At 71.7% G+C, this 25,002-nt stretch carries 25 protein-coding genes; 10 read left to right on the top strand and 15 right to left on the bottom strand.

The window, feature by feature from the left end; genetic code table 11:
- Positions 1-10 precede the first annotated feature (10 nt).
- Together melC2 and melC1 are read right to left on the bottom strand one after the other, a co-directional pair.
- Positions 11-835 (bottom strand): tyrosinase MelC2, encoded by an 825-nt coding sequence (gene melC2 / locus P1P70_RS07270; RefSeq protein ID WP_319235562.1) that lies wholly within the window; start codon positions 833-835, stop codon positions 11-13.
- Positions 836-920: 85 nt separating this feature from the next.
- On the bottom strand, positions 921-1,304 hold the full coding sequence (gene melC1, locus P1P70_RS07265; protein ID WP_319235561.1) for an apotyrosinase chaperone MelC1: 384 nt from the start codon (positions 1,302-1,304) through the stop codon (positions 921-923).
- A gap of 338 nt (positions 1,305-1,642) precedes the next feature.
- Here melC1 and P1P70_RS07260 point away from each other — a divergent pair, with 338 nt between their 5' ends.
- Complete coding sequence (locus P1P70_RS07260) at positions 1,643-2,854, top strand: FAD-dependent monooxygenase (RefSeq protein WP_319235559.1); 1,212 nt, start codon at positions 1,643-1,645, stop codon at positions 2,852-2,854.
- Positions 2,855-2,883: 29 nt separating this feature from the next.
- Here P1P70_RS07260 and P1P70_RS07255 read toward each other — a convergent pair whose 3' ends face one another.
- Both P1P70_RS07255 and P1P70_RS07250 read right to left on the bottom strand, forming a co-directional pair.
- Complete coding sequence (locus P1P70_RS07255; RefSeq protein ID WP_319235558.1) at positions 2,884-3,513, bottom strand: alpha-ketoglutarate-dependent dioxygenase AlkB; 630 nt, start codon at positions 3,511-3,513, stop codon at positions 2,884-2,886.
- Between the two features lie 113 nt (positions 3,514-3,626).
- Positions 3,627-4,301 carry an AIM24 family protein gene (locus P1P70_RS07250; RefSeq protein WP_033526153.1) on the bottom strand — a complete coding sequence of 225 codons (675 nt, stop codon included), beginning with the start codon at positions 4,299-4,301 and terminating at the stop codon, positions 3,627-3,629.
- Positions 4,302-4,404: 103 nt separating this feature from the next.
- On the opposite strand from P1P70_RS07250, the gene P1P70_RS07245 reads away from it, so the two are divergent.
- A complete protein-coding gene (locus tag P1P70_RS07245; RefSeq protein WP_319235556.1) occupies positions 4,405-5,091 on the top strand; it encodes an NUDIX domain-containing protein in 687 nt (228 codons plus the stop codon).
- Positions 5,092-5,125: 34 nt separating this feature from the next.
- Here P1P70_RS07245 and P1P70_RS07240 read toward each other — a convergent pair whose 3' ends face one another.
- Positions 5,126-6,034: a LysR family transcriptional regulator ArgP gene (locus P1P70_RS07240; protein ID WP_319235555.1), complete on the bottom strand. Its 909-nt coding sequence runs from the start codon at positions 6,032-6,034 to the stop codon at positions 5,126-5,128.
- A gap of 78 nt (positions 6,035-6,112) precedes the next feature.
- Here P1P70_RS07240 and P1P70_RS07235 point away from each other — a divergent pair, with 78 nt between their 5' ends.
- From P1P70_RS07235 to P1P70_RS07225, 3 genes are all read left to right on the top strand, one after another.
- Positions 6,113-6,718: a LysE/ArgO family amino acid transporter gene (locus P1P70_RS07235; RefSeq protein WP_413471433.1), complete on the top strand. Its 606-nt coding sequence runs from the start codon at positions 6,113-6,115 to the stop codon at positions 6,716-6,718.
- 194 nt (positions 6,719-6,912) lie between these two features.
- Positions 6,913-8,220, top strand: coding sequence for an MFS transporter (locus P1P70_RS07230; RefSeq protein WP_319235553.1), 1,308 nt, complete (start codon positions 6,913-6,915; stop codon positions 8,218-8,220).
- Between the two features lie 65 nt (positions 8,221-8,285).
- Entirely contained in the window at positions 8,286-9,254 is a 969-nt protein-coding gene (locus P1P70_RS07225; protein WP_319235552.1) for an aldo/keto reductase, read from the top strand.
- Positions 9,255-9,291: 37 nt separating this feature from the next.
- On the opposite strand, the gene P1P70_RS07220 is transcribed toward P1P70_RS07225, so the two are convergent.
- On the bottom strand, positions 9,292-9,792 hold the full coding sequence (locus P1P70_RS07220; protein ID WP_215452347.1) for a hypothetical protein: 501 nt from the start codon (positions 9,790-9,792) through the stop codon (positions 9,292-9,294).
- A 3-nt stretch (positions 9,793-9,795) separates the two neighbouring features.
- Between P1P70_RS07220 and P1P70_RS07215 the strand changes: the two genes are divergently transcribed.
- Positions 9,796-9,963 (top strand): hypothetical protein, encoded by a 168-nt coding sequence (locus tag P1P70_RS07215; protein ID WP_319235549.1) that lies wholly within the window; start codon positions 9,796-9,798, stop codon positions 9,961-9,963.
- 36 nt (positions 9,964-9,999) lie between these two features.
- Here P1P70_RS07215 and P1P70_RS07210 read toward each other — a convergent pair whose 3' ends face one another.
- The 4 genes from P1P70_RS07210 to P1P70_RS07195 all read right to left on the bottom strand — a co-directional run bounded on the left by P1P70_RS07210 (position 10,000) and on the right by P1P70_RS07195 (position 16,937).
- A complete protein-coding gene (locus tag P1P70_RS07210; RefSeq protein WP_319235547.1) occupies positions 10,000-10,716 on the bottom strand; it encodes a ribosome-inactivating family protein in 717 nt (238 codons plus the stop codon).
- A 137-nt stretch (positions 10,717-10,853) separates the two neighbouring features.
- Positions 10,854-12,215: a hypothetical protein gene (locus P1P70_RS07205; RefSeq protein ID WP_319235546.1), complete on the bottom strand. Its 1,362-nt coding sequence runs from the start codon at positions 12,213-12,215 to the stop codon at positions 10,854-10,856.
- A 345-nt stretch (positions 12,216-12,560) separates the two neighbouring features.
- On the bottom strand, positions 12,561-16,286 hold the full coding sequence (locus tag P1P70_RS07200; protein ID WP_319235545.1) for a helix-turn-helix domain-containing protein: 3,726 nt from the start codon (positions 16,284-16,286) through the stop codon (positions 12,561-12,563).
- Positions 16,287-16,499: 213 nt separating this feature from the next.
- On the bottom strand, positions 16,500-16,937 hold the full coding sequence (locus P1P70_RS07195; protein WP_319235589.1) for a glutaredoxin domain-containing protein: 438 nt from the start codon (positions 16,935-16,937) through the stop codon (positions 16,500-16,502).
- A gap of 280 nt (positions 16,938-17,217) precedes the next feature.
- On the opposite strand from P1P70_RS07195, the gene mraY reads away from it, so the two are divergent.
- Positions 17,218-18,285 carry a phospho-N-acetylmuramoyl-pentapeptide-transferase gene (mraY, locus tag P1P70_RS07190; RefSeq protein ID WP_319235542.1) on the top strand — a complete coding sequence of 356 codons (1,068 nt, stop codon included), beginning with the start codon at positions 17,218-17,220 and terminating at the stop codon, positions 18,283-18,285.
- Between the two features lie 119 nt (positions 18,286-18,404).
- Here mraY and P1P70_RS07185 read toward each other — a convergent pair whose 3' ends face one another.
- The 4 genes from P1P70_RS07185 to P1P70_RS07170 all read right to left on the bottom strand — a co-directional run bounded on the left by P1P70_RS07185 (position 18,405) and on the right by P1P70_RS07170 (position 20,889).
- Positions 18,405-18,941, bottom strand: coding sequence for a GNAT family N-acetyltransferase (locus P1P70_RS07185; RefSeq protein ID WP_319235541.1), 537 nt, complete (start codon positions 18,939-18,941; stop codon positions 18,405-18,407).
- A 70-nt stretch (positions 18,942-19,011) separates the two neighbouring features.
- Positions 19,012-19,872 carry an MOSC domain-containing protein gene (locus P1P70_RS07180; protein WP_319235540.1) on the bottom strand — a complete coding sequence of 287 codons (861 nt, stop codon included), beginning with the start codon at positions 19,870-19,872 and terminating at the stop codon, positions 19,012-19,014.
- A 31-nt stretch (positions 19,873-19,903) separates the two neighbouring features.
- Complete coding sequence (locus tag P1P70_RS07175) at positions 19,904-20,455, bottom strand: DUF6624 domain-containing protein (RefSeq protein ID WP_319235538.1); 552 nt, start codon at positions 20,453-20,455, stop codon at positions 19,904-19,906.
- A 14-nt stretch (positions 20,456-20,469) separates the two neighbouring features.
- Complete coding sequence (locus P1P70_RS07170) at positions 20,470-20,889, bottom strand: ATP-binding protein (protein WP_319235537.1); 420 nt, start codon at positions 20,887-20,889, stop codon at positions 20,470-20,472.
- Positions 20,890-21,187: 298 nt separating this feature from the next.
- Between P1P70_RS07170 and P1P70_RS07165 the strand changes: the two genes are divergently transcribed.
- The gene (locus P1P70_RS07165) at positions 21,188-22,147 is read left to right on the top strand and encodes an SDR family NAD(P)-dependent oxidoreductase (protein ID WP_319235535.1); all 960 of its coding nucleotides are present in this window, start codon (positions 21,188-21,190) and stop codon (positions 22,145-22,147) included.
- Positions 22,148-22,172: 25 nt separating this feature from the next.
- On the opposite strand, the gene P1P70_RS07160 is transcribed toward P1P70_RS07165, so the two are convergent.
- Positions 22,173-23,585 (bottom strand): hypothetical protein, encoded by a 1,413-nt coding sequence (locus P1P70_RS07160; RefSeq protein WP_319235533.1) that lies wholly within the window; start codon positions 23,583-23,585, stop codon positions 22,173-22,175.
- 303 nt (positions 23,586-23,888) lie between these two features.
- Here P1P70_RS07160 and P1P70_RS07155 point away from each other — a divergent pair, with 303 nt between their 5' ends.
- Both P1P70_RS07155 and P1P70_RS07150 read left to right on the top strand, forming a co-directional pair.
- Positions 23,889-24,710, top strand: a complete 822-nt coding sequence (locus P1P70_RS07155) for a helix-turn-helix transcriptional regulator (protein WP_319235531.1) — start codon at positions 23,889-23,891, stop codon at positions 24,708-24,710.
- 3 nt (positions 24,711-24,713) lie between these two features.
- Entirely contained in the window at positions 24,714-24,965 is a 252-nt protein-coding gene (locus P1P70_RS07150; protein ID WP_319235529.1) for a DUF397 domain-containing protein, read from the top strand.
- Positions 24,966-25,002: the final 37 nt, after the last annotated feature.

Below are 25,002 nucleotides of genomic sequence, written 5' to 3'. Positions count from 1 at the left end.
AACAACGTCCTCAGGCCGCGTCGAACGTGTAGTGCGGGGTGTGGTCCAGCAGCGCCGCCGGGGTCGTGTCGCCCCACGGCTTCATCGTCTCGTCGAGGTCGACCACGTTCGGCGTCCCGGCGGCCGGTACATACGCCGAGTTCGGGTGCAGCCGCTGCCAGTCGGCCCACAGCTTGTCGACGAACGCGTGGTGCAGCCAGAACACCGGGTCGTTGGGGGAGACCCCGGTACCCATCTGGCCGCCCACCCAGACGTGCACCCGGTTGTGGAGGTTCACGCCCCGCCAGCCCTCCAGGTGATTGCGGAAGCCGTCCGAGGCACTGTTCCAGGGCGCCATGTCGTACGTGGACATGGCGAGCACGGAGTCCACCTCGGCCCGGGTCGGCAACTGCCGCACCGCGCTCCCGAGGGCGCGGCGCAGATAGGTGCGGCCGTCGATGCGCACGTTGATCGGCCAGTTTCCCGTGGACGCCGCGAACGGGCCGTCCATCACCCGCCCGTCGCGGCTGCGCCCGGTGCCGCCCAGGAAGTCCGGCGCCCAGAGGGAGGAACGCGCCGTACGGTCGGCCGTCCAGTCCCAGTAGGGCAGGGCGACCGTGGAGTCCACGGACTGCAGGGCCCGTTCGAACTCCAGCAGGAATCTGCGGTGCCAGGGCAGGAAGGACGGCGAACGGTGGCCGGTGCGTTCGCCGTTGTCCGTGTCTCCGAGGATGAACGCGTTGTGCGTGGTGACGAACTCGTCGTAGCGGCCGGAGCGCTTCAGCGCGATCAGCGCGTCGACGAAGCGCCGCTTCTCGTCGGCGGTCAGGGTCGCCTGGTTCTTGCGTATGGTCATGGCTCTGCGGCTCCTTGCGGTGTTTCCGGTGCTGCGTGCTGCGTGCTGCGTGCTGCGTGCTGAGTACTGCGTGGGCGTGGGCGCGTCAGTTGAAGGGGACGAGCCGGGCGCCCTGGAGCTCGTCGACGGCCGCGCGGGCGGCCGCGCGCGGTGTCGGCACGGGGGAGTAGTGGCTGACGACGCTGATCCAGCTGCCGTCGGCGTTCCGCATCACGTGCAGCTCCGCCCCGTCGACGAACACCGCGTACCCGGCGCCGTGGTGGTGACCGCCGCCCTCGGTGGCGTGCCCCTGTATCCGGCGGCCCCGGTAGACCTCGTCGAAGGCCGGGAGCCCCTGATGCCCGTCGTGGTCGCCGTGGCCCTCGTGGCTGCCGTGGTCGTCCGCGGCCGCCGCGGTGAGCGGGGCTCCGACGGTCACGGCGAGTGCCGCGGCGGCCCCGAGAGCGTGGCGCCGGGTGATGTCGGGCATGCGAAAACCTCCTGGGAAAGGGGTGATTGATGGCCCGTCATACCTATCGACCCGCTGTGGGGCGGGAGAAATCCCAGGAAACCGGTTGGCCGTGATCAGGACAATCACGTATATGTCGTGCAAGGTTGAACAAAGATGATCTTGCTGTAGCGACCTCGCGGAGGAGGGTGGAGGGGGATATTCCGCCCGGTGGTGACGTCGTTGCCGATGATCTTGCGGTGGGGGTGCGAAGTGCGTGGTCGGCGTCACGCGCGCAAACTGGCGTGAATCCGGGGCGCACGCGCACTGCTACTCTTCGTGGTCAATTGATCGCTTTGCGCAGCGAAATGGGAGTGTGCGTGAAGATCGCGTGCGTCGGCGGCGGACCCGCAAGCCTGTACTTCTCGATCCTGATGAAGCGGCAGGACCCGTCCCACGACATCACCGTCCATGAACGGAACCCGGCCGGGTCGACCTACGGCTGGGGCGTCACCTACTGGTCCGAACTGCTGGACAAGCTCCGCGAGAAGGACCCCGAGACGGCCCTCGTCATCAGCGAGAACTCCGTCACCTGGAACAGCGGGGTGGCGCACGTCCGCGACCGCAGCACCGTCCAGCCCGGCGACGACGGCTTCGGCATCGGCAGACGCCGTCTGCTCGAACTCCTCGCCGACCGGGCCCGCGCCCTCGGTGTCCGGGTGGAGTACGAGGACGAGATCACGGCCGACGCGCTGCCGGACGCCGACCTCGTCGTCGCGGGCGACGGAGTCCACAGCACGGTGCGCGAGAGGTACGCGGACCGCTTCGGCAGCGACATCACGCTCGGCCGCAACGCCTACATCTGGCTGGGGACGACCAAGGTCCACGACGCCTTCACCTTCTCCTTCCAGGAGACCGACCACGGCTGGATCTGGGCCTACGCCTATCCGTTCAGCGACGAGCAGAGCACCTGTGTCATCGAGTGCTCCCCAAGGACGCTGAGCGGCCTGGGCCTGGACCGCCTCGGTGAGGCCGACGGCCTGGCCCTGCTGGAGAAGCTCTTCGCCGGCATCCTGGACGGCCATCCGCTGCTGGGCCGGGACCAGGGCGACGGCACCGCCCGGTGGCTCACCTTCCGTACCCTGACCAACCGCGTCTGGCACCACGGCAACCTGGTCCTGCTCGGCGACGCCGCACACACCACGCACTACTCCATCGGCGCCGGCACCACCCTCGCCCTGGAGGACGCCATCTGCCTGGCCGAGGCCCTCGGCGCCCACCCGGACACGGACACCGCGCTCGCCGCGTACGAGCGACGGCGCAAGTCCGACCTCCTGCGGCTGCAGAGCGCCGCCCGGCACAGCGCCCAGTGGTACGAGAACATCCAGCGGTACATCGAGCTGCCGCCGGAGCAGATGTTCGCACTCCTCGGCCAGCGGCACTCCCCGCTGCTGCCGTACGTGCCGCCGCAGCTCTACTACCGCCTCGACCGCGCGGCCGGCCGACTGGAGGCCCTGCGTCGTCTCAAGCGCTGGCTGGGCCCCAAGCTGGCCCGGTCGTCGCAGTCGCGGGCCCTCGCCGGACGCAAGTAGCCGGGAGCGGTCGGCTCCCGGGCCTGCCGCTAGCGGACGCCGCGCGGCCGGAACTGGATGCTGATGCGCGGCCCCACCGCCCACGTCGACTTGGGCACCGCGTGGTCCCAGGTGCGCTGGCAGGAGCCGCCCATCACGATCAGATCGCCGTGGCCCTGCGGGAAGCGCAGGGTCTGCCCGCCGCCGCCGTGCGGGCGCAGGGCCAGATCGCGGGGGTCGCCCACGGACAGGATGGCCACCATCGTGTCCTCCCGGGCGCCCCGCCCGATCCGGTCGCCGTGCCAGGCCACGCTGTCCCGGCCGTCGCGGTAGAAGCAGAGCCCCGCCGTGGCGAACGGTTCGCCCAGCTCGGAGCCGTAGTGCGACGACAACGCCTCCCGGGCCTCGTCCAGGACGGGGTGCGGCAGGGGGTCCTCGGGGCCGTAGGAGGAGAGCAGGCGGGGTACGTCCACGACCTGCTCGTGCATCTGCCGTCGCTCCGCCTTCCACGGCACGTCCTCGGCGAGCCGGGTGAACAGCGCGTCGGCGCCGGTGAGCCACCCGGGCAGCACGTCGACCCAGGCCCCGGCGCCCAGCTCACGTCGGCGGAGCCCGTCGAGGGGGCCGAGGCGGACGTCGTCGGACTGGTCGAAGAGGGAGCCCTGGAGGTGCGCGGCCATACCTGCAGCGTAGCTCTAGATTCGAAAGCCTGTTCGCTCAGGCCTGCGTGGGCCGCGCGGCCCACGCAGGCCTGAGCAGGACGACCCAGGGTTCCCTCCCGTCGTCCGTCTGCTCAGTGCTGCTGGGCCTGCGGAGTCACCTCGCTCGGCCGTACGACCACGAAGCCCTCACCCTCCAGCTTCAGCTGCACGGCCTCCCCGGAGCCGCCGCGGATCATCGAGCCGAAGGACTGGGAGCGGTGCAGCGAGGTGGAGAGGTGGGCCGTCCAGCCCACCACCGCGTCCGTGTCGACGAACACGGGCAGCTGCGGCGAGACCGGGATGACCAGCGGATTGCCGTCGCAGACGAGACCCAGCTTCCCCTGCCCCGTGAAGACGCTGTTGAACAGGCCGCCACCGGTCATGCCGGCGCCCTTCACCGTCTTGATCTCGTACGACAGCGACGAGTCGAAGCACAGCACGTTGCGGCCGTTGACGGTGAACACGTCGCCCGGCTCGATGTCGACGATGAAACAGTTCTGTGCCTCGTGCGCGAACCAGGCCTCGCCCTGGCCGCGCACCGCCATCAGCGCCAGCCCCTCCCCGGTGACCGCGCGCTTGAGCATGCCGCCCACGCCCTGGCCCTTGCGTTCGAACTGCAGATTGCCCCGGAACGCGATCATCGCGCCCTGTCGGGCGAGCATCTCGCCGTTGACCGCGTACTTGATCGACTTGGCGTTCTGGACGCTCATCCCCGGCGCGTACGCCGGCTGGACCATGTTCTCGTTGGAGAAAAGATCGCTCTTCATACGGGCATGCTGTCCCGGACTGCCCGATTCCGCCAAGCGACGCGCGCGGCAAGCGAATTGAGGAGCCTGACAACGTCTCGACCGGAATGGTAGAAGCGGACCCATGACCAACAAGACCGCCGGAGTCGACCTCCCGGACCGCCGGGGCCGCACCGGGCTCGACCGCACCGGCCGGGACCTCACCGGCAACCCCCGCGTCAAGGTACGGGACGTGCGCCTGCTGTCCAGCCACTGGTACGTGGAGCGCACGACGACCTTCGACTTCCAGCACGCCGACGGTACCTGGACCACGCAGGAGCGCGAGACGCACGACCGGGGCAACGGTGCCACCGTCCTGCTCTACGACACCGCACGCGAAACCGTGCTGCTCACCCGGCAGTTCCGCTACCCGGTGTACGTCAACGGCCACCCCGACGGGATGCTCGTCGAGACGCCGGGCGGCCTGCTCGACGAGGAGGACGAACACCCGGAGGTCGCCGTGCGGCGCGAGGTCGTCGAGGAGACCGGCCACACCATCGGCGAGATCCAGCACGTCTTCGACATCTACATGAGCCCTGGCTCGGTCACCGAACGCGTCAGCTTCTACGCCGCCCCGTACGGCCCGTCGACCCGCACCCACGAGGGCGGCGGCCTGGAGGAGGAGGGCGAGGACATCGAACTCGTCGAACTGCCCTTCCGGAGGGCCCTGGAGATGATCCGCAGCGGCGAGATCGCCGACGCCAAGACCATCATGCTGCTCCAGTGGGCGGCGCTGGACGGCCCGTTCGGCGCCGGTCGCGACGACGCCTGAGGGTGGCGCGTGAGGACGGCGCCTGAGACGGCCCTCAGAGGTCGAGCGTCTCGGCGGCCTCGGCGGCGACCGCCTCCGCCACCGCCGTCAGCGCGGGGGAGTCGAGCTTCCACTGCTGCCAGAACAACTGGGCGTCCACGAACCCCTCCGGTGCCAGGTCGACGAGCCGGCCGCTGTCGAGCAGCCGTTCGGCCTGGGCGGTCGGCACCATGCCCCAGCCCATGCCGGCGGCCACGGCGTCGACGAACCCCTCCGAGGTCGGTACGTAGTGCCGGTGGGGACTGGCAGGGCGCCCCCGCGTCAGCTGTCGGACGAAGGCGTCCTGGAACTCGTCCCGCCGGTCGAAGAACACCACCGGCGCGTCGGCGATCAGGTCCTTCAGCGGCGTGCCCGATCCGAAGCCGAGCCACCGCTGCGCGAAGGCGGGCGTGGCGCAGGGCCGGTAGCGCATCCGGCCGAGCGCCCGGACCGAGCAGCCGGCCACGGCGTCCGGTGCCGAGGTGACCGCGGCCATCACGAGCCCCTCGCGCAGCAGCCGGGCCGTGTGCTGCTCGTCCTCCCGGAGCAGTTCGTAACAGGGGCGCAGTTCCTCCGGCACCCGGGTCAGGGCGGGCAGGAACCAGGTGGCCAGCGAGTCGGCGTTCACCGCGATCGACACCCGGGTGGTCTCCCCGGCGCCCGTCATCCCGAGCGCGGAGTGCGCGTCGTGTTCGAGACGGGCCAGCTGGCGCGCGAACCGGACGATCACCTCACCGGACTCCGTCGGCCGCACCGGCTTCTCCCGGATCAGCAGCACCCGGCCGACCCGCTGCTCCAGCGCCTTGACCCGCTGGCTGACCGCCGACGGCGTCACGTGCAGGGCCCCCGCCGCAGCGTCGAAGGTGCCCTCGTCCACCACGGCGAGGAGGGTGCGCACCAGATCGAGCGGAAGCTGAGACATCACGAACGCTAATGATACGTAAGAATCTTTAGCTGTACGCATGGCGATGCGTTTCCTAGCGTCATGGGTGTGTTCAGCGAAATGACAGCCCTCGCGGCCGGCTTCGGCACCGGCCTCTCCCTCATCGTCGCCATCGGAGCCCAGAACGCCTTCGTCCTCCGCCAAGGCCTCCACCGCGACGCCGTGCTCCCGGTCGTGGCCATCTGCGCCCTCTCCGACGCGCTGCTGATCGCCCTCGGCGTCGCCGGTGTCGGCGCGGTGGTCGTCGCCTGGCCCGGCGCGCTGAAGGCGGTAGCCCTGGTCGGCGGCGGCTTCCTCCTGGTCTACGGCGCTCTGGCCGCCCGCCGCGCCCTGCGGCCCGGCGACGACGCGCTGCGCGCGGAGAGCGCGGCGGCGGGTTCACGGCGCCGGGCCGTCCTCACCTGTCTGGCGCTGACCTGGCTCAACCCGCACGTCTACCTGGACACCGTGTTCCTGCTCGGCTCCATCGCCTCCGACCGGGGCCCCCTGCGCTGGACCTTCGGCCTCGGCGCCGGCCTCGCCAGTCTCTGCTGGTTCGCCGCCCTGGGCTTCGGCGCCCGGCTGCTCAGCCGGTACCTGGCCCGCCCGTCCGCATGGCGGGTCCTCGACGGCCTGGTCGCGGTGACGATGCTCGTCCTCGGCGGGATGCTGATCGCCGGAGCCTGAGCCACGACGGACACGGACGCCGCGCACGCTCGCGGACGGGTCACGCTCGCGGACGGGCCACGCTCGCGGACGGGTCCACGGCGCGTGCGCGGGTCGCGGCGACAGCATGTGAGACGGCGGCGAAATCGCCTGTCCCGGCGGTGGTGATCTCCGCGATAGTGGTGCCCGTATCGAAAGATGTATCGAGCATCAGGATGCCCGTGGACACCACCCAGAGCAGCGCCGGCGACGACACCGCACCGGAGGACGACCCGACGGCGCCGGCCCGCAGCGGCTGGCGCCGCTGGGCGATGGACACCCGCCCGCTGCGCCGCCCTGCCTACCGGCGCCTGTGGTCCTCGACCATCGTCACCGCCGTCGGCAGCCAGCTGACCGCCGTCGCCGTCCCCAAGCAGATCTACGACATCACCGGCTCCTCCGCCTGGGTCGGCTACGCCAGCCTCGCCGGCCTGCTGCCCCTGGTCGTCTTCGCGCTCTGGGGCGGCGCGATCGCCGACACCGTCGACCGCCGCACGCTGCTGCTCGTCACCAACACCGGCATCGCCGTCACCTCGGTGCTGTTCTGGGTGCAGGCCGTCACCGGCCTCGAATCCGTGTGGACGCTGATGGCCCTGCTCGCCCTCCAGCAGGCGTTCTTCGGCCTCAACTCACCGGCCCGCAACGCCTCCGTGGCCCGGCTGGTCCCCGCCGAGGAACTGCCGGCGGCCGCCGCGCTCGGCTCGACCGTGATGCAACTCGGCCTGGTGGCCGGACCGTTGCTCGCCGGCGCGCTCATCCCGGTGATCGGCCTGGCCGAGCTGTATCTCATCGACGCGCTGGCCCTCTGCGCCACCCTCTGGGCCGTGTACCGGTTGCCCTCCCTGCCGCCCCTGGACACCACCACCGCCAAGCGGGCCGGTTTGCGGGAGGTGGTCGCGGGCTTCCGTTACATCGCGCTGCACAAGGTGCTCCTGCTGTCCTTCCTCGCCGACATCATCGCCATGGTCCTGGGCATGCCCCGCGCCCTCTTCCCGCAACTGGCCGCCACCACGTACGCGCCCTACGGCGAAGGTCTGGCCCTCGGGCTGCTGTTCGCCGCGATTCCCATCGGGGCCGTCGTCGGCGGCCTGATGTCGGGCACCTTCTCCCGCTCCCACCGGCACGGACTGATGGTCATCGCGGCCGTCATGGCCTGGGGCGCGGCCATCACGGGCTTCGGGCTGAGCACCAGTCTGTGGTTCGCCGTGGCGTTCCTCGTCGTCGCCGGAGTCGCCGACATGGTCTCGATGGTCTTCCGGGGCGCCATCCTGCTCTCCGCCGCCACCGACGAGATGCGCGGCCGGATGCAGGGCGTGTTCACCGTGGTCGTGGCCGGCGGCCCTCGCCTCGCCGACGTCCTGCACGGCACGGCGGGCGCGGCCTTCGGCACCCGTACGGCCGTCGCGGGCGGCGGTCTGCTGGTCATGGCCGCCGTGCTGCTCCTGGCGACGGCCACACCGGCACTGCGCAGGTACCGGATCTGACCGATCGGCACACCCTCTCTTTCGTACGCTTGTCAGCCCACCCCTCACAGGCAGGAGTTGCAACGATGCAGTACGTGAAGCTCGGCTCGACGGGTCTGGACGTGTCCCGGATCTGTGTGGGATGCATGAGTTTCGGCCTCCCCGACCGAGGCACGCACGAGTGGACCCTGGACGAGGAGGCGTCACGCCCGCTGATCCGGCAGGCGCTGGACGCCGGGATCAACTTCTTCGACACGGCGAACGTCTACTCCGACGGCACCAGCGAGGAGATCGTCGGCCGTGCGCTCGGGGAGTACGCGCGGCGCGAGGAGGTCGTCGTCGCGACCAAGGTGAACGGTGCCATGCACCAGGGCCCCAACGCCTGGGGCCTGTCCCGCAAGGCGATCATGACGGAGATCGACAACAGCCTGCGACGCCTCGGCACCGACTACGTGGACCTCTACCAGATCCACCGCTTCGACCCCCACACCCCGGTCGAGGAGACGATGGAGGCCCTGCACGACGTGGTCAAGGCGGGCAAGGCCCGCTACCTCGGAGCGAGTTCGATGTACGCCTGGCAGTTCGCGAAGATGCAGCACACCGCCCGGCTGCACGGCTGGACACGGTTCGTGTCCATGCAGAACCACTACAACCTCCTCTACCGCGAGGAGGAGCGCGAGATGCTCCCGCTGTGCGAGGACCAGAGCGTCGCCACGCTGCCCTGGAGCCCGCTCGCGCGCGGCCGCCTCACCCGCGACTGGAACACCGTCACCGCGCGCGCCGAGACCGACAACTTCGGCAAGACCCTCTACCAGGAGGGCGACCGGGAGATCGTGGACGCCGTCACCAGGATCGCCGGTGAGCGTGGGGTGCCCCGCGCGCAGGTCGCGCTGGCCTGGCTGCTGAGCCGGCCCACGGTCACCGCCCCCATCGTCGGCGCCACCAAGCCCCACCACCTCACCGACGCCGTGGCCTCCCTCGACGTCACCCTGACGGAGAAGGAGACCGAGGAACTGGAGCGGCCCTACACACCGCGCGCGATCAGCGGTCACTGAGCCCGCGCGCGATCAGCGGACCGAGCGGCCGGGGTCCTCACAGACGGGAGTACTCCAGCCGCACGGTGGTGGCGAGACGGGCCAGGGCCTCCTCGGCGCCCTCGCGGTCCGTCTTGTCGAGGAGCGCGAGGGCGTCCGCGGCGGCCAGACGCACCCGCTGGGGCACCTCGTCGAGGGCGGCCATGCGGTAGGCGATGGTACGGCGGGCCTCGCGCTCCTCGGCACTCACACCACTCGGCCCGGTGCGGGGGAAGACGGCGGCCTCGTAGGCGGTCACATGGATGAGCACGCCGTGCGCGATGCCCTCGGCGTAGCCCCGCTGCCCGGCCTGCCGCTGGGCCATGGCGAAGTGCGCCATGGCCCGCCGCCGCACGATGAGCGAGCCCACCATGCCGACCAGTCCGGCGCACACCGCCGCCCCCAGGGCGACGGGCCCGCCGCCGATCAGCGCGCCGATGAGGGCGCCGCCCGCCATCAACAGACAGGTCAGCCCGGTGGTCAGCATCAGCAGGGCGCGCGCGGGAGTGAAGGAGGCCATGACGTGCAGTGTCTCAGCCTCGCCCGGGTGCCCGGGCGGTGGGCCGGTGCGGGAAGGGCGACGCGGTCCGTGCCGGGCGGCCGGTCGGCGCCCGTGGTGGCGGGCCGCCCGTCCGCCGAGGGGCCGGGGAACGAGGTGGGACATCCCCACCGCGAGCACCGATTCGAGTGACCCGGCCCGGGCCGATGAGGACATGGCTGATGCCGTCTAGCCGCGCATCACGCCCGCCTGTCGTGCGGTGACGTAGACGTCGGACCCGTTGTCCAGGCCGTTCGCGATGCGGTCGGCGACGGGGCGGAACCGGGAGGCCTCGGTGACGGCGATGACGTAGCGCAGGATGCCGCGCGCCTGGGCGGTGCGGTCGGTGCCGCGGACGCCCAGGTCCCTGAGACTGTCCTCCAGGCTGAGACGGCTCAGGTTGACGGCGGTCAGTGACTGGTTCGCCACATGGGCGAGGGCGTCGTAGCCCTCCTTGCCGAGGAACCGGTCGTCGTCGGTGGTGTCCCCCTTGTGGGGGATGTCGGAGGCGAGGTTCAGGACGAAGTCGTGCGGGGTGTCCCCGGAGGAGAAGCGCAGGACGCGGAAGTCGCCGAGCCGTACGGTCGCGTGCACCGTGGCGGCGGGGTCGCCGCCGCTGATCACCAGGTCGGCGAAACCGTCGGCCGAGGTCCGGGCGAGGGTCCGCAGCTGGTCGAGCATGGCCAGATAGGCGTCCGAGCCGAGGTTGATGTTCCAGCGGACCTGTGGGAGGCCGACGTCCGTCCCGCCGGCGAGGGCATCGGCGTCGGCGTCGGCGTCGGCGTCGACCGTAGTACGGTCCGCCCCCGTCGAAGCGGCTGTGTCGGGGTCGGCGGGCCTCAGCATGAGCACCAGAATTCCGAGAAGGACGGACAGGGCGACCGCGATGAGGACGCTGGTGGGCATGGTGTGCTCCGGTTGTTCGACGTGCGGCGATACAACGATCGACGCTCACAGCCGGGAGGTTGTTCGGCAGGCCCCTGGCGCCACCGCATACAACTCCGGACGATCGATTTCATCCTGATTGTCAGGATCTGGGGCCATCATGGACGCACGACGACGGTCCATCCGGGGTTGTAGGTGTCCGGCACCGGAAAACGTGGCCAGCCGCGCGCCCAGTGCGGTGGCTCCCGATCGCGCAGGACCAACGCATCGGGGTGCGCCGGGGAAGCCGTCTCCGCGACGGCACAGCCCGCGGTGTGGGCGAGGGGAATCGTCGAACGGTTCCCCGCGAGGACGCACGGCGGGTGCACCCCGTGCTCGCGCAGCACGGAGGCGATCCGGTCCCAGTCCCCACGGGCCCGCTGCTGGATGCCCGCATGAGTGTGGACGAGGTCGGCCTGGATGCCCCAGTGCCAGAGGAGTGCCAGGGTGAGCACCGCGGCTGTCGGCACCGAACGGCGGGTGCGGGCCCGGTGGGCGACGGCGAGGAGCCCGACAGCGGCAGGGAGCGCCAGCAGGGCGTAGGCCGGCAGCAGGAACCGCGGCGCGGCGTAGGGGACGAGGAAGAGATACGGCGCCGCCGTGGCCACCGCCACGGCCACCGCCGTCCACAGCGGTGCGGCGGACCGGCGCGCCCGGCGCTCCGCCCACAGCCCCAGGCCGACCAGCAGCGGCAGCAGCACCCACCACTCCGTCACGGGCAGCCGTACGGTGTCGCCCGCACAGGGACGGCACAGCAGCGGGCCGTCCAGCGCGGTGAGATGGGCACGCAGGGAGAAGACGGCCCCCAGGCCGCCCTGGACCTCGCCGGCCTCCGCGAGTCGGTCCCGCACCCCGCCGAACCGCACCTCGGCCTCGACGACCCAGGGCAGCGCACCCGCCACGAGTCCGGCCGCCACGGCCGACAGACGCCCCCAAAGACGGCCGTCGCCGCGCAGTGCGGGCATCAGTACGGCGGCCAGGAGCAGTGGCACGGCGACGGCCACACCGTCGTTGGGCCGCATCAGGGTCACCACCGCCAGCCCCGCCGCGACACCCGCGTACCGGGGACGCGGCGCGAGGAGACAGCCCACCGCGGCGGTGGCACCCATCGCCGTGTAGTGGTTCGGCATCGCGGAACCGGCGTAGAACAGGGTGATCCACAGGCTGCCGTACAGCCCGGCCGCCACCCACACCGCCGCCGGGCGGGGCAGGATCCGCAGCCAGGGCCGGAATCCCAGCCAGAGCGCACCGCCGGCCAGCAGGAGCAGCCACACCCTGAGCAGCACCGTCGAGTCGCTCCAGGAGGCGATCGGAGCCAGCAGCAGGGGGACCCCGCGGGTACGCGGGGCACTGAACGGTGTCGCCGGACCGTACGGCCCGAAGCGGCTGGCGTACACGATCTCGTCCCAGCCGAGCGGCAGGGTGAGCGGTACGAGGACGGCCGACAGCAGACAGAACCCGGCGGCCACGATCCACAGCATCCGCTGAGCCGAGGCCGTTGTCCGATCCGCGTTCGTCCGATCCGGGGTGCGATTCGGGCGTGCGGGCAGCGGCATCGTGCCGGTGGAAGACATGTGCTCTTCTCCGGTGGGTCAGGGTGCCGGGGATCCGGCCTTGCCCCACCGACGCTCACAACCGGAATGTTGTTTGGCACGTCCCCTTCGCCAGGCCGGACAATCCCGTGGGCGGTTGGCGGACCGGCCGTCGTCGGAGGCTTCCGCCTCTACCCGGGTGCTCCCGATACCCGGGGGCCCCGATCCAACCCGGGGGCCCCGATCCAACCCGGGGGCCCCGATCCGGTCCGCTTCCGTGATGCACGCAGGCAGTCAGGGACAGACCCGCCTGTACGGCTGGTCCGGAACGTAGGTGTGCCACTGCGCACGAGTCAGCTCGGCCTTCCCGGCACGGGCGCAGACAAGGGACACCGCTCGGTCCGGATCCACCACGTACCGCTGGAGCGGGACGTGCTTGCCGCCCGCGTACAGCGTGGTGCTGTCCGGGCTGAAGGCGAGCGTGTCGACGCTTCCACCGGGAGTGGGCAGAGAAGGACCGAGAGGTTGCTGGGTTGCGATGTCCCAGAGTTGGACGGTGCCCGAGTCGCCGCCGACGGCGAGCGTGCTGCCGTCCGGACTGAACGCGAGAGCCCTGATCGCCTCGGCTGAGTCGGAGGACGGATCGACGGGCGCCAGAAAGACGTTCCTCAGGATGCCCGCTCGGTGCCGGAGGTCGCCGTCCCAGACGGCCACCCGCCCTGTCCAGTCGCCCGCCGCGAGGCCGGAGCCGTCGGGAGCGAAGGCGATGGCTCCGATGCCGTCGTGCTGGACGAGGTCATGGGTGTGGGACCGGCCCGCTCGGACGACGCGGTTGTCGGTCACGAGGAGCCCGCCGTCTGGGCTGACGGCCAGATGACGGCCGGCCGGGCCGGGGAGGAGCGCCGTCCTCCGCCGCCGCGTGGTGTCCCATGTCTCGTTGACGTAGCCGTCGTCGGTCAGACGTGCGGTGAGGAGCGTACGACCGCCCGGTCCCAGGGCGATCGCCTCCGGCGGCAATGCGGACGCCGTCGCCAGGTCCACAGTGGTCTTCGCCCGTCCGGCGGCCACGTCCCACACTGTCAGACGCTGAGGCACCGGGCCCCAGCCGCGGGCGGAGACTCCGTACGCGAACGTGCCGCCGTCGGGGCTGAAGGACAGCAAGGGCTCGGTGACGTCCGCGGGGACCGTCGGTGTGCCGGTGCGGAAGACGGGACGTGACGGGTCCGGCAGGGTGCGCAGCAGACGGCCGTCGCGCGTGTTCCGCAGCTGGAAGACGTAGCGGTCACCGATACGTTCGGCGGTGGCGAGCGTCCTGCCGTCGGGGCTGAGCCGGACCCCGGCGAGCGGACTCTTGCGCCAGGCCCGGGTGAGTGTCGTGGTGAGATCGAGGGTGTGGACCGTGCCCCCTTCGAGGTACCGCAGCTGGGGCCGCGAGGAGTCCCAGGCGAGACCGGAGAGCGACTCGTTGTCCAGGGAGTGCCGGAAAACGGGGGCGCCGCCGTTGGGCAGCCGCCACACTCTGATCTCCTGACCGCCGCCGGTCGCCAGAAAAGAGCCGTCCGCGCTCACGGCGGTAGAGAGGACACCCGGGTGGGCGACGTCGGCGAGCTGTCGTCCCGACGTGGTGTCCCAGACACGCACCCGACCCCCGGCGAGAGCGAGGAGCCGGCCGCCGGCGAGGCCCAGGAAGGCGTCGTCACCGCAGACGCCGCGAGCGCCGGTCCAGGCACCGGAGCGGACGCTGTGCGCGGAGGTGTCCCAGACCTGCGGGGTCCGGCCGCGCGGGCAGACAGCCAGCAGCCGGTCGTCGGCCGCCGCGTGGGAGAGCTCGCCACGGCCGGCCGACGGGGTCCGGAAGACCAGATGGCCGTCGGTGAGGGAGTAGAGCCCGGCCCGGTCGTCGTGCGGTTCCCGCACCAGGTAGTTGTGGCCACTCGCCCCGAAGGTCACGGTGTCCCTGAACGGCAGGGGGTCCCCGATCCAGCGCCTCGTTCGGGTGTCCCACAGCCGCTGGGTCTGCTGGGCGGTCTGGAGGAGGAGCACCCGACCGCCCGGAGCCGCGGCGAGCACCGCCCCGTGAGGTACCGGCCCCGAGGCGATACGGCGGTGGGTGCCCACCTCCCACGTCTGCCAGGTGCCGTCGCTGATGCTGAGCAGAGTGCGCCCGGAGACGTCGAGGTACCGCTCCGGGGTGTCACCGGGCGCCGGGTCGGTGAAGTTGCCCAGTTCGCGCTGGGACAGCGCGCCCAGCAGGGCTCGGCGGGAATCCGGCAGCGGCGAGATCCGCCACGCGGCGACGCCGAGCAGCATCGCGGTGCGCGGGTCGGTGGTACGCAGCGCGTCGGCGACCGCGGCCACCCGGCGGGCCGCCGCGTCGGTGGTCTGCTGCTCGCTGTCCTGGCGCAGTCGTACGGCGGTCAGCCCGACGACCAGGGCCACCGCCAGCACGGCGCAGAGCGAGGCCACGAGCGTGCGGCTCCGGCGCCGGGCCCGGGTGGCCGCCCGCTCCTCCGACGCCCGCTGCTCCGCCGCGGTGACCAGGAAGGCCGTCTCCTCGGAGGTCAGACCGTCGTAGTCGCGGGCCTCGCCCGCGAACAGCTCCTCGGCCCGCGCCAGGCGGGTGCCCCGGTAGAGCGTGCCCGGGTCGCGGTCGTGCTGCAGCCAGGTGCGGGCGGCGTCGGTCAGCTGCCGGTGGTGGCGCAGCCGCTCCCGGTCCGCGTCGATCCACTCGCGCAGCCGCGGCCAGCAGGTGATGAGCGCCTCGTGGGCGAGCTGCACTCCGTCGTCGTCGGTGGTCAGCAGCCGGGCCCGGGTCAGCCGCCCGGCGACGGACCGCACTTCGGGGTCCTCCCACCCGGCCATCTCCTCCCGGGTGAGCGGACGGCGCGTGTCGGCGTTGCCCTGGCCGGGCTCGACCATACGCAGGAGCAGGTGCCGGGCGGCGTGTGCCTGTGCCGGTGAGAGTTCCCCGTAAGCCTCCTCGGCGCTGGCCGCGATCGCGCCGCGCACCCCGCCGGCCGCTTCGTACGCGGCCAGGGTCAGCATCCGTCCCTTGCGCCGCCGCCAGGTCTCCAGCAGCGCGTGGGACAGCATCGGCAGTCCGCCGGGCTCGTCGATCACGTCCTCGACGATCCGCGCGGTCAGGGTTTTCTCCACGATGAGCCGGGCCGCCTGCGCGGGACCGATCACCGCCTCGCGCAGCTCATCGGCGGTCATGGGCCTGACCAGGAGCCCGCTGCTGTGGAGTGCCTCCGCCAGACGCGGGTGCTCGGCGCACCGTGCGTAGAAGTCGGAGCGCACGGCGACGAGCACGCGCAGCCGGCTTCCCGGGTCGCGCGCGGCGAGCAGAAGATCGAGGAAGCGGTCCCGCTCGGCGCGGTCGCGGCAGAGGGTGAAGACCTCCTCGAACTGATCCACCACCACCCAGCACTCCGGATCGTCTGCTTCCGGCGACAGCAGATGTCCGTAGGTGGTGGCGGGCCGCGCCCCCGGGGTGAGGATCCGCAGGACCGCCTCACGCCCCTCCCGTGCGATCCTCTCCCGCAGCAGGGGAATCAGCCCAGCCCGCAGCAGGGAGGACTTGCCGCTGCCGGACGCTCCGAACACCACCGCGAACGGGGACCCGCACGCCAGTTCCCTCAGCTCGTCGACCATGCGGTCCCGGCCGAAGAACAGCTCACGGTCGCCCGGCTCGAAGCGCGCCAGGCCACGATAGGGCGGTGCGGCGCCGGAATCCTCCTGCCGCTCCTCCTCGGCCAGCGCCTCGGCCTCCGCCCAACGGGCCTCCCACGGGGTGGGGTCCTCTTCCCCGCACGCCTGGACGTACGCCCGGAGCACGGCCAACGACGGCAGGCGCTCGCCGCTCGCGGCCTTAGCCAGGGTCGTCACCGAGAAGTCGGCCTTCTTCGCCATGGCCCGGTACGACATATTGCCCGCCGCGCGACGCAACTCCCGAAGATCATGGGCGAGCCGCGACACGGGGCCGGCCGCCGCGTCGACCGGTAGTTCGGGGCGCCCCATTGCAAAGCCTCTTTCACGTTTCACGTACAAGAAAACAAGCCGATCAGCAGCACAAGGTACTTTTCGTCCCGCTCGGACGAAAACCCTTTCCGGCTGTGATGTCCGCCGGAGCAGTCGCGAAAGCACGGAGTGACGGAACGTTCAAGAGAAGCGAGACGAACGCCCCGTCTCTAGCGGAGCGTCCGTCACCATGATCGTCGTCGGCGGCGACGATCACGCGGAAGACGAGAGCAGTTCGCGCACCCACGCGGGATCGGGGTTCGTGTGTGGCCGGCCCGCGACGACGATGGTCGGCACGGTCTCGTTGCCGTCGTTGGCCGCTCTCACCGCTGCGGCTCCCGCCCGGTCACGCCAGATGTCGACCCAGTGCAACTGGCCGGCGCTGCGGCCCAACCGCATGCGCAGTCGCATGCAGTACACGCAGCCCGGACGCCAGAAGACGACTGGCCGGCCGTCGACCTCGCTGCGGCGTTGTGCCTCCCGCGCACCGATCGACTTCGGGAAGATCAGGGGTGAGTTCACGCCCGCGAGCGCCAGGAACGCCAGCAGGAGTGCGGCGGCTGTGCCGAGGTTCCCGTTGGAGATCTGCCCGGTCGCGAGGACCGCGCCGCAGAGCGCGAACAGCATCGGCGGAACCCAGGCACGCATCATGGTGACGAAGGCTATCGATGAGTCCACCTGCTCCTCGACCCGGGTCGCCTTCACCTGGGAGTTCACCGAAGGGAGGCGGCCTTCGGCTGATCACGGCCTCCGACCCGAGAAGCACGTACGGCGACATCGGGGGTGCGGCACTGCGGATCCCTGTATCCCGGTCAACTACCCACCCCGGTACGAAGATCAGGTGACTGCATAGGGTGGGGCCCGTGAGAAACAGCGACACCGGTGCGGCAGTCGCGTGTCCGAGCGCGACCGAGGGGGAGACCACCGCCCGATGAACCAGATCCTGTACGCCGGGGCCATCGGCCTGTTCCTGACACTGATCGGCACGCCGCTGCTGATCAAGCTGCTGGCCCGCAAGGGATACGGCCAGTTCATCCGTGACGACGGCCCGCGCGGCCACGCCGGCAAGCGCGGTACGCCCACCATGGGCGGCATCGCCTTCATCCTGGCCACCCTCGTCGCCTACGCCGCCACCAAGGTCATCACCGGCGAGAGCCCGACCTACCCTGGTTTCCTGGTGCTGTTCCTGATGGCGGGCATGGGTGTGGTCGGGTTCCTGGACGACTACATCAAGATCGTGAAGCGGCGGTCGCTGGGGCTGCGGGCCGGGGCCAAGATGGCCGGCCAGCTGATCGTCGGCATCGTGTTCGCCCTGCTCGCCATCCGGTTCGCGGATGACCGGGGCCAGACGCCGGCCTCCCTGAAGGTGTCGTTCGTCACCGACTTCGGCTGGACCATCGGGCCGGTGCTGTTCGTCGTCTGGGCCCTGTTCATGATCCTGGCCATGTCGAACGGGGTGAACCTGACCGACGGTCTGGACGGCCTCGCCACCGGCGCGTCGGTCATGGTCTTCGGCGGCTACACCTTCATCGGCCTGTGGCAGTTCCAGAACTCGTGCGCCAACGCCCTCGAACTCACCGACCCAGCTTCCTGCATAGAGGTGCGCGACCCGCTCGACCTCGCCGTCGTCGCGGCCGCGCTGATGGGCGCCTGCTTCGGGTTCCTCTGGTGGAACACCTCGCCGGCCAAGATCTTCATGGGCGACACCGGGTCCCTGGCCCTCGGCGGAGCCCTCGCGGGCCTCGCCATCTGCTCCCGGACCGAACTGCTCCTGGCCGTCCTCGGCGGGCTGTTCGTCCTGATCACCATGTCGGTGGTCATCCAGGTCGGCTCGTTCAAACTGACCGGCAAGCGCGTCTTCCGGATGGCCCCGCTCCAGCACCACTTCGAACTCAAGGGCTGGTCCGAGGTCCTGGTCGTGGTCCGCTTCTGGACCATCCAGGGCATCTGCGTGATCGCCGGCCTCGGCCTGTTCTACGCGGGGTGGGCGGCCGGCTGACCGACGACCGCGCGACGCGGGGCCGGCCGTAGCCGCCGGGGCCGGGCGCCCCGGCCGGTGCGGTGGGGCCGGGGTGGTGGGGGGCCAGGGTGGCCGCCCCCCATGCCGAGCCTTCCGCGCTAGGCGGCGTCGGGCTTCAGCCGGTACACCACGCCGCGGCGCAGCGGTCCCTCCGGCATGGCCGGGTCGTCGAAGTCCTCGACCGGGTCCCGGGTCATGCCGAGGCGGCGCATCACGGCCTGGGAGCGGAGGTTGGTGGCGGTGGTCACCGCGAGGATCTCCGGGAGGCGGAGGTGCGCGAAGCCGAAGTCCACGACCGCCCGCGCGGCCTCGGTGGCATAGCCGTGGCCCCACGCCGTGCGCGTGAGTCGCCAGCCGGCCTCCACCCCGGAGAACGGCATGTCCTCGTCCACCGGATCCAGCCCGGCGAAACCGACGAACCGCCCCGTCGACCGCACCTCCAGGGCCCACCACCCCCAGCCCCGCCGGTCGAGGTCGGCCTGGAAGCGGGCGGCGGACGCCTCGCTCTGTTCCTTCGTGAGGACGCCCGGAAAGTGCTCGCGCACCTCAGGGTCGGCGTTCATGGCCGCCCAGGGGGCGAGGTCGGACTCCTGCCAGTCGCGCAGAAGGAGGCGTTCGGTTCGCAGTTCGGGCATCGGGCGACGGTAACGCGATCACGGGGCGGGGGCGACCGGATTATGGGGGGGCGGCCCGCCACGCGCCCGATCACGCGCTGCCCAGCAGGGTCACCGGGTCGCCGATACGCACCGTGCCGGGTTCGAGGACGTCCAGGTACACCCCGACGCACGACAGCCGGCCCAGGTCGAGGACCGGTACGCGGTGTTCGCGGGCCACCGTGCGCATGATGGCGGGGTCGGCCGGCAACTCCTCCTGGGCCAGCGTGGGGACCACACACCGGGGTGTGGGCACCACGACACGGAAGAGGGCTCCCCCGATACGCAGAGACGCATGTGTCCAGGCGTCTTCGGGGAAGTCCGGCCCGTCGGGCAGGTCGACGACCAGATTGGGCCGGAAGCGGCGCGGGTCGAAGTCCCCGGTGGGACACGCGGTCCTCAGCCGGGCCAGGGCACTTGTGGTGACGAGGTGGACCGTGCCGTAGTCGAAGAAGGTCCCGGGTGCCACCCGGCCGGAGGTGATGGCCGCCCCGGTGGCGTCGGTGGTCGCCGTGCTCCGCAGGGCGGTCGGGACACCGCCCTCGTACTCGGGCACGACCCGCTCCAGCACACCGCCGTGTTCTCCTGGGATGTCCGACGGGGTGTTCGACAAGGAGACGTCGCGTCCCAGCAGTCGGGACAGCCGGGCGTCCAGGTCGGGGTCTCCGGCCGGCAGGGCCACGCCGTCCGGCAGCTCGACCGTGACCTCGCCGGTGCTGCCCAGCCTGCCGCCGCAGCGGAGCAACGGGCCCCACTTGCGGGGGTGCTTGACACTGCCGACCGTCCCCGCGCCGTCGAGAACGGCGAACACCCGGTCGCCGTGCAGCCCGCGCCCGGTGACCGCCACACCTGTCAAAGCCTCCCCGAGCATGGACTTCACCGGATACCGGCGCAACGCCGTCACAGTTCCCATGGAGCAATCATGGGCGCCGTCACACCGTCCTTCACAGCCCGCCGCTCGCCCCCAGATCGATGCGCACCGCCCGCAGGTGGTCGGTCAGCGGGCCGAGACCCACGTCCTGGCGGCGTTCGTCGACGGACTCGGGGTGGCGGATGGGGTACGGGAAGAGAGTGCCGGGATCGATGCGGGTGCCGTAGAACTGGGGCTGGTTCAGGGCGACGGCGCAGTGGTCGGCGATGTACGCGTGGTGCACCGCCGGGCAGCGGCCGTCCGCGGCGGCCTCGGCGATCAGGTCGCGGCAGGTGAGCTGGAATCCGAGGTCGGGGGAGTGCAGCAGGAGCATCAGGGCGGCCGTCGAGGCGGGTTCGCCGACCGACTCGGCGGTGGGCCAGCCGTGGCGGGCGACGATCGCGCGCAGGGCCTCGCCGTTGCCGGTGCGGCACGCGGCGATACGGTCCCGGGCCCGAGCGGTGGGCGCGGACCGGGCCTCCCGGGCCAGCCGCCGTTCGTCCTCGGCCCGGCGGACCAGCTCGGCGGCGAGCACCCGTTCGTGGGGCGACCCGGTGCCGGGCGTGGGTTCCGAGACGGGTTCCATGGCCGGGGCGCCCTTCACACCGGCTCCCGGACGGCGAGCGAGAACCACACCTTCTTGCCCGCGTCACCCGGTTCCGGCGGCTCGGTTCCCCAGTCGTCGGCCAGCGCGGAGACGATGGACAGCCCCCGCCCGGACTCGGCGGACGGGGACACCGTGCGAGGCCGGGGCGGCAGGGGCGAGGGGTCGGCGAGGGTGACGCGCAGTTCGCGTCCGGAGCACTCGAGGACCACGGCGATGGTGTCGGCGGGATCGGCGCTCGCGTGCCGGACCGCGTTGGCGAAGAGTTCGTCGGTGGCGAGGACCGCGTCGTCGAGGATCGCGGACAGCTTCCAGCGGGCGAGGTGGGCCGCCACGCTGCGCCGTACCCCGGCGGCGCACGACGGCCGCGCGGGTACCGCCATCCGGACGAGGCGGGACCTCTCGAGGGAGATCAAGGCAGCCTCACCGAGCCCGGGGACCGCCCCACCCCGCCGGCCGGGGCGTCGTGGACGCTCCACCCGGGGTCGTGCGCCGCCGCGGCAGGGTTCCGTCGGCGGGACGTGCCGACACTGACCGCCGTCATCGAGTTCCTCCACATCCATTGAAGGTGGTTGTCAGGAGTGTGTTGCGGGGGTGCTGTTCCTGGGGGTGCTGTTGTCGAAGACAACAGCACCCGGCACACAAAACGCCAGGTGGTGGAGGGGTTGTGCAGTTGCGGGTGCGTAGTGGCGCCTGCTGGATAGGTTCCCCACCATGGTGAACGTCGACGAGGTCCCGTCCCCGCGGGGGCGGTACGTCCCCGCCGGGTGGCCCGGCATGCGGGGCAAGAGGGTGGTGGTCACCGGGGGCACCCGGGGCCTGGGCGAGGGCGTCGTACGACTCCTGCTCGCCGAGGGAGCCCGGGTGGCGACCTGTGCGCGCCGGACGGCGGGACTGACGGCGCTCGGTGACTCCCTGGCCGGGGAGGAGCGTGCCCGGCTGTTCACCGACGCGCTCGACGTCACCGAGCCCGGACGGCTGGAGGACTTCGTCACCGCCGCGGTGAAACAGTTCGGCGAACTCCGGTGCGGCGTGACGCCGGACGGCCGGAACAGCACCCACGGCAGGGACGGCCGCGACGGCATGGACGGCCGCGACGGCACGGACCACCGCGACGGCACGGACCACCGCGACGACTCGGACGGTCTCGACGGCCTCGTGGCCTGTGTCGGCGGCTCCCGGGGCGGCACGTTCGAGCAGGCGAACGGTGCCGACTGGGAGGCCACCTGGGAGCTGAACGTCGGGCACACCGCCCGTCTCGTCCGCGCCGCGCTGCCGCACCTGCGCGCGGCCGGCGGCGGCTCGGTCGTGCTGATCGGCTCCGTCTCGGGCTGGAAGCCCGGTCCGCCTGCCCAGTACGGGGTGGCGAAGAGCGCCCTGATCCACCTGGCGGCCTCCCTGGCCCGTGAGTTGGGCCCGGACCACATCCGCGTCAACGCCGTGTCCCCCGGTTCCATGCTGATCCCGGGCCGCCGCTGGGGCCGGATGCGCCGGGAGGATCCACGGGCCTACGAGGCGTTCGTCGGGGCGGAGCTGCCGACCGGCGCGCCCGTCACCCCGCACGAGGTGGCCCGCACGGTGGTGTTCCTGCTCTCCGACTGGGCGACCGGGGTCTCCGGCGCCCACCTGCCGGTGGACCGGGCCCAGAACGCGCCCTCGCCGGACGGCTACTGAAGCGGGTGTCCGTGACGTGCCCATCTCAGGCGGCCGCCCCCAGCACCACCTGCGACCGGCGCTCGAAGTCCTGGACGAGCGGCTCGTGTCGGCGGGACGCCAGCCGGCCCCGGAAGTCACGGAGGGCCTGGATGGACCGCTCGCTGTGCACACCGCTGAGTGCTTCGAGCGCGTCCGTGGCCGTGGCGACGGCCTCGTCGAGGCGGTTCTGCTGGAGATGGGCCGTCGCGAGCACGGAACGGCTGATGGCCTGGCGCCGGCGGCGGTCGGCGTGGGCACGCACCGACGCACTCGCGGTGTGCTCGGCCTGCGCGGCGAGGCCCAGGTCACGGAAGCAGAGCGCGGACTCGGCCTGGAGGTAGTGGTGGTCGAGGAAGCGCACCCAGGGCGACTCCTCGGCGGCGCCCCGGCTCGCGTCGAGCTGCTTCTCGGCGGCGCGCAGCGCCTCGGCGGTCTCCCGGGGCCGGCCGAGTGCCGCGTGGCCGCGCGCGGACATGGCGTGCAGCCGCATCAGGCCCAGGGGACTGCCGGAGTCCTTGGCGGTGGCGACCCCGGCCCGGGCCAGCGCCACACCCTCGTCGGGGCGGCCCAGACTGGTCGCCAGATGGGACAGCCCCGCCAGGATCTGCCCGCCCAGGACATGGTCGCGGCCCTCCGCGCAGAGCCTGAGCCCCTGCGTCATGTACCGCTGGGCCAGGCCGTACTCCCCGGCGTCGTACGAGCTCCAGCCCGCCATGGCGGCCAGCCGGGCGGCGGCCGCGAACAGCTCGCGGCGGTGGCGCGGGGTGATGCCGCGCTGCTGGAGCAGGGGGATCACCTCGGTGGTGAGGTACTGCACGATGCTCGTGCGGATCCCGCCGCCCCCGTAGTGGTTGTCCATCTCGTCGAGCATGCGGAGCATCGCGTGGACCTGCTCCACCGGCCCGCCACCCGACGCCGGCGCGGGCCGGGGCGCGTCACGGCTCTCCACCAGCCAGAGCAGCCAGGCCCGTTGGGGGTTCGTCAGGGCCCCCGGCACGAACGGCACCGCACCGAGCAGACTGCGCCGCGCGATGTCGGTGGAGCCCAGTTCGGCCAGGGTGTGCAGGGTCTCCGCCACGTTCTCGACGTACATCAGTGCCCGTCCCGTCACCGGTCGTCCGCGGTCGAGCGGGAAACCGAGGTCGGCCGGAGTGAGCGCGCGGCCCAGCCGTTCGCCGAGGACCGCGGCGATCAACTCCGGTGTGTTGCCCCGTGGTTGCTGGCCCTGGAGCCAGCGGGTGACGGAGGCCTTGTCGTAGTTGGTCTGGGCGCCCTGGCAGCGGCCCAGTTCGTTGACCCGCAGGGCCAGCGACGCGTACGAGCAGCCCGCCTCCTTGAGGGCTGTGGCCAGCGGCTTGTTGGGCCCCCCGGCCCCTTTGACCGGGCTCCTTGGTAATCCGTTCGTCACGGCGGCCATCCAGGTCTCGCATCGTGTCGGCGCGCGGCTTGACCCCTGCCCGCCGTGGCGCCAACTCCTGGGCGGGCCGGAGGAGTTCGAGGGACCTTGCGCAGCGTGTGCGGTAGGTCACTCGATCACTATGGTGGCCGAACGACTCAGCCCGCAACCTGCGTTCTGATAATTTCAGAATGAATCGCGAGGACCTGTCCGTGTCAACGGATCGCGTGGCACACTGCACGCTGTGAATCCCGCCCCGGGAGGTTGCACGTGAGTGAGACCCGCTCAGGAGGGAGTGCTCCTGCGGCGCCCACGGTCCTGCGTATGGTCCTCGGCAAACGGCTCCGCCAGCTGCGGGAGCGGGCCGGTGTGTCCTTCGACGACGCGGCCCGCGCCATCGAGGTCACCGCCCTGACGGTCCGCCGCATGGAGAAGGCCGAGGTCGGCCTGCGTATCCCCTACGTGAAGGAGCTGCTGCGCACCTACGGGGTCGCCGGCGCCGAGATCGAGGACTTCCTCTCCCTCGCCCGCGAGGCCAACCAGCCCGGCTGGTGGCACAAGTTCCGCGACGTGCTGCCCGAGTGGTTCAGCGCGTACGTGAGCCTGGAGAGCGAAGCCGCCGTCATCCGGCTCTACGAACCCCAGTACGTCCCCGGCCTGTTGCAGACCCACGACTACGCGGCCGCCCTCATCCGGGTCGGCTTTCCCAACGCGAGCCCCGAGGAGGTCGAACGGCACGTCGCCCTGCGCCTGAGACGCCAGGACCTGCTGGTCAAACCCGAGGCGCCGGCCATCTGGGCCATCCTCGACGAGACCGTGCTGCGCCGTCCGGTGGGCGGCCCGGACGTGATGCGGGAGCAGATCGACCGGCTCGTAGAGGCGACGGAACGGCCCAAGGTCAGGATCCAGATCATGCGGTTCGCGGCCGGGCCGCACCCCGGGGCGTACGGCCCCTTCCACTACTTCCGCTTCGGCTTCTCCGAACTCCCCGACATCGTCTACACCGAGGGTCTCGCGGGCGCCCAGTACGTCGACCAGCCCGCGGACGTCGTGACCTATCTGGAGGTCCTCGACCGGATGTCCGTGCAGGCGGAACCGGTGGCTCGGACCAGGGACATCCTGGCGGCACTACGCAAGGAGTTGTGACACATGGCAAGGACACCCGACAGCCCCGTCCACAGCGGCATGCCTGCTCCCGAACTCGGCGCCGAGGGCTGGCGCAAGCCCTGGAGCGGTACGAACGGCGGTTCCTGCGTCGAGGCCAAGCGGCTGCCCGACGGCCGGGTCGCCTTCCGGCAGTCCACCGATCCCGAGGGCCCCGCGCTGGTGTACTCGCGGGACGAGATGGTGGCGTTCCTGGAGGGGGCGAAGGCGGGGGAGGCGGACTTCCTCATCGCCTGAGGGCTCGGGGGTTCGGGTGCGTCGGCGGGTGCGGGTG

It is taken from the genome of Streptomyces sp. MB09-02B (assembly GCF_033794485.1).
In the GTDB taxonomy this organism is placed as follows: domain Bacteria; phylum Actinomycetota; class Actinomycetes; order Streptomycetales; family Streptomycetaceae; genus Streptomyces.
Note: the sequence above shows the minus strand (reverse complement) of the source record. Positions and strands in the feature narration are given on the sequence as shown.

Excerpts from the sequence above, each read along its gene's own strand:
- melC2 (WP_319235562.1), bottom strand. The coding sequence starts at position 835 with ATGACCATACGCAAGAACCAGGCGACCCTGACCGCCGACGAGAAGCGG.
- melC1 (WP_319235561.1), bottom strand. The coding sequence starts at position 1,304 with ATGCCCGACATCACCCGGCGCCACGCTCTCGGGGCCGCCGCGGCACTC.
- P1P70_RS07255 (WP_319235558.1), bottom strand. The coding sequence starts at position 3,513 with ATGGCCGCGCACCTCCAGGGCTCCCTCTTCGACCAGTCCGACGACGTC.
- P1P70_RS07250 (WP_033526153.1), bottom strand. The coding sequence starts at position 4,301 with ATGAAGAGCGATCTTTTCTCCAACGAGAACATGGTCCAGCCGGCGTAC.
- P1P70_RS07245 (WP_319235556.1), top strand. The coding sequence starts at position 4,405 with ATGACCAACAAGACCGCCGGAGTCGACCTCCCGGACCGCCGGGGCCGC.
- P1P70_RS07235 (WP_413471433.1), top strand. The coding sequence starts at position 6,113 with ATGACAGCCCTCGCGGCCGGCTTCGGCACCGGCCTCTCCCTCATCGTC.
- P1P70_RS07230 (WP_319235553.1), top strand. The coding sequence starts at position 6,913 with ATGCCCGTGGACACCACCCAGAGCAGCGCCGGCGACGACACCGCACCG.
- P1P70_RS07225 (WP_319235552.1), top strand. The coding sequence starts at position 8,286 with ATGCAGTACGTGAAGCTCGGCTCGACGGGTCTGGACGTGTCCCGGATC.
- P1P70_RS07220 (WP_215452347.1), bottom strand. The coding sequence starts at position 9,792 with ATGGCCTCCTTCACTCCCGCGCGCGCCCTGCTGATGCTGACCACCGGG.
- P1P70_RS07210 (WP_319235547.1), bottom strand. The coding sequence starts at position 10,716 with ATGCCCACCAGCGTCCTCATCGCGGTCGCCCTGTCCGTCCTTCTCGGA.
- P1P70_RS07205 (WP_319235546.1), bottom strand. The coding sequence starts at position 12,215 with ATGCTGTGGATCGTGGCCGCCGGGTTCTGTCTGCTGTCGGCCGTCCTC.
- P1P70_RS07200 (WP_319235545.1), bottom strand. The coding sequence starts at position 16,286 with ATGGGGCGCCCCGAACTACCGGTCGACGCGGCGGCCGGCCCCGTGTCG.
- P1P70_RS07195 (WP_319235589.1), bottom strand. The coding sequence starts at position 16,937 with ATGATGCGTGCCTGGGTTCCGCCGATGCTGTTCGCGCTCTGCGGCGCG.
- mraY (WP_319235542.1), top strand. The coding sequence starts at position 17,218 with ATGAACCAGATCCTGTACGCCGGGGCCATCGGCCTGTTCCTGACACTG.
- P1P70_RS07185 (WP_319235541.1), bottom strand. The coding sequence starts at position 18,941 with ATGCCCGAACTGCGAACCGAACGCCTCCTTCTGCGCGACTGGCAGGAG.
- P1P70_RS07180 (WP_319235540.1), bottom strand. The coding sequence starts at position 19,872 with ATGGGAACTGTGACGGCGTTGCGCCGGTATCCGGTGAAGTCCATGCTC.
- P1P70_RS07175 (WP_319235538.1), bottom strand. The coding sequence starts at position 20,455 with ATGGAACCCGTCTCGGAACCCACGCCCGGCACCGGGTCGCCCCACGAA.
- P1P70_RS07165 (WP_319235535.1), top strand. The coding sequence starts at position 21,188 with ATGGTGAACGTCGACGAGGTCCCGTCCCCGCGGGGGCGGTACGTCCCC.
- P1P70_RS07160 (WP_319235533.1), bottom strand. The coding sequence starts at position 23,585 with ATGGCCGCCGTGACGAACGGATTACCAAGGAGCCCGGTCAAAGGGGCC.
- P1P70_RS07155 (WP_319235531.1), top strand. The coding sequence starts at position 23,889 with ATGGTCCTCGGCAAACGGCTCCGCCAGCTGCGGGAGCGGGCCGGTGTG.
- P1P70_RS07150 (WP_319235529.1), top strand. The coding sequence starts at position 24,714 with ATGGCAAGGACACCCGACAGCCCCGTCCACAGCGGCATGCCTGCTCCC.